The organism is Streptomyces sp. NPDC058145, assembly GCF_042884245.1.
Taxonomy (GTDB): domain Bacteria; phylum Actinomycetota; class Actinomycetes; order Streptomycetales; family Streptomycetaceae; genus Streptomyces.
Genome location: NZ_JBHVUH010000049.1, coordinates 1 through 9,067, shown reverse-complemented (window position 1 = coordinate 9,067; position 9,067 = coordinate 1). Strand labels below are relative to the sequence as shown.

The window sequence follows — 9,067 nt, the reverse complement described above, 5'->3', positions numbered from 1 at the left end:
CCGACCGAACGGACGCTGAACCGAGCACTCGCCCAGGCCCGCGCTCCTGTCGAACGAGGCGTCGCCCGCCTGAAGTCCTGGCGGATCTTCCGCCAGAGCCGCTGCAGCCCGAACCGCATGACGGACATCGCCGCCGCGGTCCTCACCCTGGAGGGGCAACGCTGAAAAGGCTCATTGTTTGACATGGAGCTGACTCTGTCCGCCCCCAGTCCCTCGCAAGGGGACCCAGAGTTGGGACCAGGTGGACCAGGACTCCTGAGCTGGCGAGTTGAGACCCTAGACACCTCTCTACGGCACGGGAGCCCTTGTCCGTTGCCTACGGTCCGGTCGTCACCCATCCGAGGCCACCCTGAAAACCCTCACTAATCGACAGATCCCTGGAGCCTGTCGGCACCGCGGCATAGAGTACGAATGGGTCGTCACCGAAGTTCCACGAGACTCGGGACACCCTCGTCTGATTCGGAGGGCCTGGTACCGGGCCGCATTGTTTGGAGAGGTGTGACCTCTAGGTGTCGGTGGACCGGGTTGACGTTTTGGTCATCGCCACATTGCAGGAGGAGTTAGCAGAGGCGAAGGCTGCGGGCCTCGCCGGGGTATCTGGCGACCCTGGGGTGGCGCGGTGGGAGGAGCGCGGCGCGGGGGGATCGGCCCCGTACTGGTGGGGTGAGTACTGTCGAGAGGACGGCCGACGCTTATCGGTGGCGTTGGCACGATCGACGCACATGGGCAGCCGGGAAACGGCGCCAATTGTGAACACGTTGACCCATCTGTTACAGCCCAGATGCCTGGCTATGTGCGGGGTGTGCGCGGGTAACCCTGACGACATGGCTCTCGGGGATGTCGTGGTAGCCGACCCGGTCTACGAATGGGACGAGGGCAAGCAATCCCCGGCGGGGCTGAAAGGTGACAATCGGCAGTTCCGGCTGGACCACCGTTGGCTTCACGCGGTGCAGGACTTCACTCCCAGAGGGCTGCCTAGTTACCGCCCGGCCGACGATGAGGACGCGTTGCTGTGGCTGTTGGAACGGTTGTACCGGGGCCAGGATCCGCGGAGCCATCCCGCGCGTCGTCGGTATTTCCCGGAAGGCACATGGAGGGCGCGGCTGCAGCAATGGGAACAAGGAGAATTGATCGGCCGTGCCCAAACCGGGTTGGAGTTGACCGACCAAGGTGCCGAGTTGGTGCAGGGGTGGTTGTACGACGATGTGGATGGGCCACGGCGTCTGCCGTTCGAGGCGGTGGCGGCCCCGATGGCGTCGGGGAGCGCGGTGGTCGCCGATCCCAGGCTGTGGGCCCGGTTGCAGCGCATGGGGGTGCGAAAGATCGCTGCGGTGGAGATGGAGGCCGCTACCGTCGCCACGGTGGCGCACCAGCATCGGGTGCCGTACTGCCTGATCGCCAAGGGCGTCATGGATCACGCCGACAGCAACAAGGATGATCGGTACAAGCGGTTTGCGGCCCGCGCCTCGGCCGAGGTGTTGTACGCCTTGCTTGCCCAGTTGCTGCCCACCACCGAAGCGGACAGCAATGGCCAAGTCCCGTCGATCGCACCCTTCGCCCGGATCGACGATGCCGATATCTACGGCGACGGCGACCCGGCGACCATCGCCTTGCAGCGTGACGAGTACGGCGCCGCCACAACCGCCCCACTGCCCGAGTTCCACGAGGTCATCGACTACCTGAGCACGCGCCGCATCGCCCGCGTCTCAGGGGAGTCGGGCACGGGAAAGACCACGATGGCGGCCATGGTCGGACGTGACGCCGCCCGGGTCGAGGCGGCCTTCTACGTCGACCTGGCGAGTCTCAACGCGCCGTTCAGCGTCACCGACACGGCTCTGCTGCTCGACCGCCTCACCACCCTCGACGAGCCGGGCAGACTGCTCATCGTTGACAACACACGCCTCGATGGACGTCTGGAACGGACCATCGTCAATCACTGGCTGGCCACCTGCGGTCGCGGTTTCATGCTGCTGCTCTCCCGGCGCGACGAGCACGACAACCGCGTGCCGACCGTAAGGCTCACCGTCAGCGACAGGTCGCTGCTTGCCGTGTGGCGTCGGACAGATGCCTTCGCCCATGCCGCCCTGGCCCTGCCGTCGGACGGCGCTCTCATGAGATGGAAGGAGACGTTCCCCGACCTGGTGACGTTCGCACTCGCGATGCGCGGAAGCATCGGTCGGCTGGCGGCCGGCGCAACCACGCTTTCCCAGCAGGACGCCGTCACCTTCATCCGGTCGCGCTATCTCACCGGCCGCAGCGCCGAAGAGGAAGAGAACCTGCGCCGCCTGGCCACGGCCGGACGGTACGAGTTCGGCCTGAACCCCGGCTCGCTTGTCTCCAACGGCCTGTCGAAGCTCGTTATGGAAGGTCTCATCCACTCCCGCAAGCGCTACTACACCCTGGGGCATCCGGCTGTGGCGCGGCTGCTGCTGCGCGCGCTAGGCGTATCGACCGACTCCGCGGAGCTGAAGCAGATCGCGGTCACCGATCCTTATGTCGCCTGCGGGATCGCCTCGCGACTCGTCCAGGCCGGACGCCGCACCGACGCCGCGCGGCTACTCGCCCACCTGGTCGAGAACGGCATCATCCGCAAGGACATCCTCGCGGATTCGTCCAATCTGTCCAACCTGTCGCGGACGACACGCCAGCTCGTCTCCCTCGGTGTCGCGCAGCTCTCGGACATCGACCACCAGCTTTCATTGGAGCAGGAGCTCCTCGCCACCAAGGTCCAGCAGTCTTCACCGCCGGACGTCATGCACTTCTTGCAGTTCCTCAAGCTGCTACCACGAACTACCGCCTTGTTCAGCACGCTGCTCAAGCAGCCAGCGGTACGGCAGGAGTTCATAGCCTGGTCTTACGACGCGCCGGTCTGGTCCTTGCTGAACGTCGGGATGGCCGCCCGCCGGTTCGACGACGAGTTGAGCAGGAAGCTGCTCGCCATCCTCTTCAACGTCCGGGCCGCCGACGTGGCGGAGAAAATGAGCCGGGCCAGCTCATCCGAGCTGGGTAGCTGCTTTCGGGCCAGCGAGATCGCGGAGCGGCACGCCGAGTTCGTCGCCGTCATGTCGGAGCGGGTCGGCGCGTCGATCCCCGAGGTGGTGCGCCACTGCATACGCCGGGGACCTGGCGAGGTGATCAGTTACCACGCCTTCCTGCAGCGGAGACGCCCGGAGCTGGCGACGGCGTTCCGGGACCGGCTCGCGAGCGCTGAAACCTGGCCCGAACTCGGCGACGCGCTCGCCAACAGACACGTCGGGCTTCTGGTTCACCTGTTGGCGTGGGCGGACACCCACGGGCAGGCCGATCTGAGCGGGCACCTCGAGGAGGTCATCGGCGACCGCCTGCGAGGCGACACGCTCGCTTGGGATCTGCCACTGCTCACCGCGAACGACTTCGCCGCCATCTTCTCGGCGGCCGGCAACTCCCGGACGCTCAGCGGAGCGCTCCCGGCGGTGCGCCAGTGTCTGGGCGAGCACCTGGACATCGTGGCGCGGAACACCCTCGCGCGCGGGTTGGATCAGTATGTGTGTCTGTCCAATGTCCTTGCCTTTCATGCGGCAGAGCTGGCGTCGGACTTCCGTCGTCAGCTGCTGAGCGTCGAGCTCCGTGAGCTTGCCGTAGCGCAGGAGCGGCGCGCGCCCGTGCACGTGGTTGAGTCCGTCCGCAGGTGGACCGCGCTCGAGCCCTCTGCCCCGAAGGAATTCCTCCAGGGAGGAGGGCTCGTCGCGGCCTCCGCCGACCAACGGGCGATCTCGCGCAAGGACATCGGCTTGGCCTGCCGCACCTCGGACGCCATCTTCGAGCTACGCGGTTTCGCCGGCAGCGAGGAATGTCGGGCCGCCCTGTCACCGTTCGGCCTCACCGCCCCAGCCGTCATCGGGCGGTACCTCGTCCTCGCCTCACGTCCAGCCTTCGCCGACCGGTCGGAGGCGCTCGCCGCGTTCGCCGGGCTGCCCCGGTATGAGCGTCACGTCGCGCTGGTCGGCGCGATCCGGATGGTCGGTACCCGTCCAGCGGACGAAAGGGCGTTCTGGGGCGCGCTGCTCTCCTCCACGGACGCCGTGCTCACTTCGCCGATCCAGCGTTCGCTGCTTGGGGCGAGTGCGGGTCGCGCGTTGGCCATCGCGAGAGGACTCGGCGGGGCCGAGCCCGGGGCGAAGGAATCCGTACCGAAGCTGTGCGCGACCATCGTCCGCGACTGGTACAGCGCGAGCGCGGTGGACCTGGCAACTCCGCACTTCGAGGGCATGTTGTACGCGTACGCGCGTGATCCGGGCAGCATGTTGCCACCGCTGCTGCCGTATCAGGCGGTCTCCATGGCACATACGCTCCGAGCGATGGGTCGTGTGAACGCGGAGCTGGAGTCGAAGCTGGTCACGGCGTTGCGGCGCGAGGTCATGCAGAACATGAGCGCCATCCACCGCCAACGATTCGCGGCTTGGGCCGATTACTCCGACATCGCCTCGGCCACGCTGGCTTGAGTAGGGTCCAGGGCATCCCCATCCTTGCCGACATGGCTTACATCGGCACGGGCGAGTGGGTCACCACCCACAAGCGCCGGCCGCCCAAAGGAGGCATCGCCCGCCTGAAGTGCTGGCGAATCTTCCGCCACGCCCGGTGCAGCCCGAACCGCATGACGTCAATCACCAAGGCCGTCCTCACCCTGGAGCGGCACCGCTGAAAAGGCTCATTGAAACTCCCGGCCAAAGTCGCTACACCGACCGCGTGGGCGGGTGCTGGCGTCGTCCCATGGTCACGACATCTGTCGGGATATAGCCCTGCGGCCTGATCACACTCATCATGAGCAGCATGCAGAGTGTCCAGGTGGGAGCAAGAACCGGCAAGACACGGGGATCACTTGGTGTGACCTCGGTCTCGTTCTTCGTGCAGGGGAGCGTTTTCGCGGGGATTTACCTCGCCGAGTTGATCACGGATGGTGACCGCTGGGGCCAGATGCTTGAGTCGGCTTTTGCCCTGCTGTTCCTAAGCTGGATTACTGGAGCCGTGCACGTCCACCGGACCAGGAAGGCAGAGAGGCAGAACAGGTAAGGGCCATAGGCACCGGGCGCCTGTGCGGTGCAGCAGCGATTTGCGCTGACGGAGTCGTGGGTTGGGTGCTGGTGATCACCTTTCTGTTGTTGGAGTGAGAGCCTCCGCGTTGGCGATGTGTCAAGCGACCCACTGATGTCTGACATCAACGGCTGACACCAACAGTGACGGACGGAGCCGGACGAAAGCGGCCCCGAGCGACCACCGCACCGCCGCCAGGCTGAGCCTTCCCTAGCTTCTAGGGGTGCCGTGATCGACCTGATAAGGATGAGGCCCAGCACCGCACGGCCGCGATGCGCCGCCCTCACTGATGGGTGGCGCATCGACGGCCCGACCGAGTCAATGCATGACGGTTTGCGGCAGCGGTGGCCGGACTCGCGGGAGCTGCTCGTGCTGGCCTGGACGCCTAGTTATCCCACTGCGGGATTGGCACGACGGTGGGCTCGTTCCGCCCCTCGCACCAGACCCGCAGTTCCCGGGGAACGGGGTGCTGCCACGCCCCAATGATCAGGAATTCTACGGACTCCCCGGCTCGCACCACGCCGTCTTGAGGGACTCGACGGGTTAGCCCAGTGGGGTGGTTACCGACGTCGACTCGTACTCCTACGGCGGTGTCGGTTCCCGTGTTACGCAGAACGAACTCGTTCTTACTGGGACGCTCCAGTTGCCAGGAGACGGTATTCGCATCGCGGGCAGCGAGGTCGGATATTCGTGCTTGAGCCTGAAGCGCGATCGGAAGCTGCTCTAGGAGCCGCTGAAGCCCCTCTTCGACTGCCAGGGCCCTACTTTCCGCAGCTTCCAGCTGGCCTCGGGCGATCACGTCAGACTGTGCTTGCGTCCTTTCCTGGCGCCGCTGCTGTCAGATGCTGTATGCCACGGCCAGGAGTGCGACCACTGAGCTGACCCACGTTGCTCCATCGCCCGGGTCGAGCGCCAAGGTCTTCATGACGGGACCCTAACGGTCAGTCCAAGATCCCCAAGGTCGTGTCCGGCCGGCAGTGCGGGCACGCCGGTACCTGCTGCCGGAGCGCATCGATGACCTCCCCCCGGGTGGCCGGTCTGCATCGCCCGCTCTTCCTCGCCGCGCAGCAGCCGCCCGCATGCACAGCGTCGACGTTTCGCCGGTTAAGGCCGTACTGGATCAACCGCTCCGGCTCCGGAGGACGCCGTTCCTCACCCTGCCGTCGCTCAGCCTCACGACGCTCCTCTTCTGCGATCCACCGATCGATCAGGGCGAGCTGCCGGTTGGCCTGCTGCTCCACCACTCGGCGAGCGAAACGCAGCATGTCGATACGCGTGAGCGGACGAGATTCGTTCACGTGTTCGATCGTATGCCGAGTGGGGCGACACAGCGTCGCCGGGTCCCAAGGGTGATCACACTTACCGCCCGGTCGGAGTACGGGTGATCCGCTGGGGGCTGAGTATCGACACCATCGAGAAGGCAGCGCTTGCCGACGTACTCAGCCGCTGCCCGAACGTCCCGGTCACCGTCACAACGGCGCGGTAACCGCGAGTGGAGGGGTGCAGTCGAATACCCAGCGGCTATTCGTTTTCCCCGCCGGGACTACGTGGGATCACAACCTGGACACAGTGCCTACACGTAGCCTCCACCGCATGCATGATGCACCTTCAGCACCAGAAAACCCTGGGGGGACCATGCATATCCGCACAGCCGCACTCGCCGGCTCCCTGGTCATCATCGCCGCCGCCACCGGATGCAGTGGCGGCGACGCCAAGCCGGCACCCACCGTCACGGTCACGAAGTCGACGACGGCCAAACCCAGCACCGATGACTCGCAGGCCACCGACGGCGTTCTGGAGATGGGCACCAAGAAGAACATCGACGACGATGCCAACGACGTCCACCTCACCGTGCAGGCCTTCGAATACCAGCAGCCCTACAAGGGACCGCAACCGCAGAAGCCCGCGGACTTCCAGGGTGGGGACATCTGGGCCACGATCAGCATCAAGGTCTGCAACATCAGCGGCCCCAACATAAACGTGAGCCCTACGCCGTGGTCGCTGGCATACGAAGACGGCACAAGCATCGAGGCCACAGGACTCTCCGGCGGTGACATGCCGAAGCCAGAATTCCCCATGGATAAGCCTGTCAAGGCAGGCCGCTGCGCAGCCGGGCTCGTCGCCTACCCGGTACCGAGCAGCAAGCGCCCTGAGCGCATCGTGTACGCACCGGACGGCACCGACCCCATCGAGTGGGCGGTGGCGAAGTCCTGATAGCGGACGGCGTCTTCAAAGCTCAGTGGGAAGACGCCCTCGGTCGCCTCGCTTACCCGACTACGGATTGAAATTGATGGAGCACGCTCCGTCATGACGGTGTGACCGTCGGCAAGATGCGCAGCGCTAGTTCCGGTTGACATCCACGGGTGACATCAACGGCACCGGACTCGGGCACACTCACGCGGCCCGGCACGTCCGGCCTAATCACCTGCTGACGCCTCTGGCTCCCGCTCAAATCGAACTCCTAGAGCGGGTGTCGCAGGTTCGAATCCTGCCGGGGCACCAGGTCAAAGGCCCGCCACCTACGGATTTCCGTAGGTGGGGGGCCTTTGACGGTAGTGGTTGACGGCAGTCGTGTCTCAGGCGGCGGGCAGACGGCGCTTGAGCAGCCGGTCCATGTGGCTGATCGCCTCCCGCTGGGTGTCGTACACAACGTGCGTGTACACGTCCATCGTGATGCTGATCTGGCTGTGCCCCAGGATTTCCATGATGACCCGTGGCGCGACGCTGGCCGCCGTCAGCAGCGTGGCGCAGCCATGCCGCGCGTCGTGCAGCCGGACCACCCGCAACCCTGCGTCAGCCGCCACCCGCGTGAAGGTCGCGGCGGAGGTCTCAACATGGATGGTGCTCACAGGTACGTTTCCATCCAATCGTCTATGCAAGATGCGCCAGGAGGGGTAGCGGCTGACAGTTAGCCGCCGAACGGGGCGTGAGGCACCTGGGCGGGGCCGAGCCCCAGCACCGCGTGGCGCGGTGGCCGGGGCGGGGCGGACATCTGGCAGGGACACGCCGCACCGCGCCGAACCGGAACCTGACGCACTGGTCACCCGCGCCGACCGACTTGTGCAGAACGTCAAAGTGCGACCCGCGGGTTTGTACACCTACGGCTCATGACGAGGCTCCGGGAGAACCCCCTACTCTGGCCTCATACGTCAGGCACTCCTGAACCCGGGTGCGACTGACGGCACTTGGGAATCCCCCGGAGCGTGAAAACGGCGTGCCAGGATGCCTGCACGGCGGCTGTCCGGCCCCTTACGTCATCACGATCCGACGCCACGACGCAGCACATCGGTCGCGCCTGCCCGCCCGGAATCCTCACCGGACGCCGGCGGGCAGGCCCCGATCCTCGGAAGGCCCGGCAATGACACTGCACATGGACGGCACAGCAGTCCTGATCCTGCTGGTCGCGACGGCGGCGGCGGCCGTGTACCGCCTCAGGGACCAGGCCGCGACGGGCGGCGGCCCGCATGCACGCGATCTCGTGGGGGCGATCTGCGTCTGGGGGACGGTGGTCGCCGCGTTGGTGGCCCTGTTCGCGTTCTCACCCCCGGCGCCGACGGACGGCGACTCACGGGCGCCGACGCAGACCACGTCCTCCGCCCCGTGAGTTCCGCGGGCCCGCTCGCCGGGGAACCACTGGCTCGTACGCGGCGGTGGCACCCGGGGCGGCCGCTCGTCAGCATGTCCGCCGTCCCCCGCGGCGTGTGCGCGTGCGGGCGACCTCGCGGGCGTCAGGCGTCGGCGGACCGAGCCGGTCGGCAGTCACGGAGGAGCCGATACGGGCTGCATACGGCCGGGGAGGGTCGACCGGGTCACGTATTGGCCGGCAGACACGGGGGGATCGCACGGACGAAGCCGGGCGTCACAGCGTCGTATCCCGCAGGGACCTCACTGCGAAACGACCTGTAAGAGGTCGTTTTTCTCTTGAGTGTGGTGCTCTGGGGTGCTTTGTTCTGCCTGCCGACGTGCTGCTGCTGAGGCTGTGGTGGCGCTTCTGCGT

At 66.3% G+C, this 9,067-nt stretch carries 6 protein-coding genes and 1 pseudogene; 5 read left to right on the top strand and 2 right to left on the bottom strand.

What is annotated here, in order from left to right; all coding sequences use genetic code 11:
- The 3 genes and pseudogenes from ACFVVO_RS39230 to ACFVVO_RS39220 all read left to right on the top strand — a co-directional run.
- The coding region (locus ACFVVO_RS39230; protein ID WP_390061665.1) for a transposase family protein at positions 1 to 165 on the top strand (165 nt) is incomplete at its 5' end.
- Positions 166 to 509: 344 nt separating this feature from the next.
- Entirely contained in the window at positions 510 to 4,481 is a 3,972-nt protein-coding gene (locus tag ACFVVO_RS39225) for a hypothetical protein (RefSeq protein ID WP_390061663.1), read from the top strand.
- A gap of 8 nt (positions 4,482 to 4,489) precedes the next feature.
- A pseudogene (locus tag ACFVVO_RS39220) lies at positions 4,490 to 4,681 on the top strand (IS5/IS1182 family transposase); the annotation flags it as partial.
- Positions 4,682 to 6,011: 1,330 nt separating this feature from the next.
- Here ACFVVO_RS39220 and ACFVVO_RS39215 read toward each other — a convergent pair.
- The gene (locus ACFVVO_RS39215; RefSeq protein ID WP_390061662.1) at positions 6,012 to 6,368 is read right to left on the bottom strand and encodes a DUF6233 domain-containing protein; all 357 of its coding nucleotides are present in this window, start codon (positions 6,366 to 6,368) and stop codon (positions 6,012 to 6,014) included.
- Positions 6,369 to 6,663: 295 nt separating this feature from the next.
- On the opposite strand from ACFVVO_RS39215, the gene ACFVVO_RS39210 reads away from it, so the two are divergent.
- A complete protein-coding gene (locus ACFVVO_RS39210; protein ID WP_390061660.1) occupies positions 6,664 to 7,284 on the top strand; it encodes a DUF4352 domain-containing protein in 621 nt (206 codons plus the stop codon).
- A 362-nt stretch (positions 7,285 to 7,646) separates the two neighbouring features.
- Here ACFVVO_RS39210 and ACFVVO_RS39205 read toward each other — a convergent pair whose 3' ends face one another.
- Entirely contained in the window at positions 7,647 to 8,075 is a 429-nt protein-coding gene (locus tag ACFVVO_RS39205; protein ID WP_390061658.1) for a tyrosine-type recombinase/integrase, read from the bottom strand.
- A gap of 365 nt (positions 8,076 to 8,440) precedes the next feature.
- Here ACFVVO_RS39205 and ACFVVO_RS39200 point away from each other — a divergent pair, with 365 nt between their 5' ends.
- A complete protein-coding gene (locus ACFVVO_RS39200; protein ID WP_390061656.1) occupies positions 8,441 to 8,674 on the top strand; it encodes a hypothetical protein in 234 nt (77 codons plus the stop codon).
- The last annotated feature ends 393 nt before the right edge of the window (positions 8,675 to 9,067 follow it).

What these genes read in the sequence shown, in the direction of transcription:
- ACFVVO_RS39200 (WP_390061656.1), top strand. Translation starts at nt 8,441, where the DNA reads ATGGACGGCACAGCAGTCCTGATCCTGCTGGTCGCGACGGCGGCGGCG.
- ACFVVO_RS39210 (WP_390061660.1), top strand. Translation starts at nt 6,664, where the DNA reads ATGCATGATGCACCTTCAGCACCAGAAAACCCTGGGGGGACCATGCAT.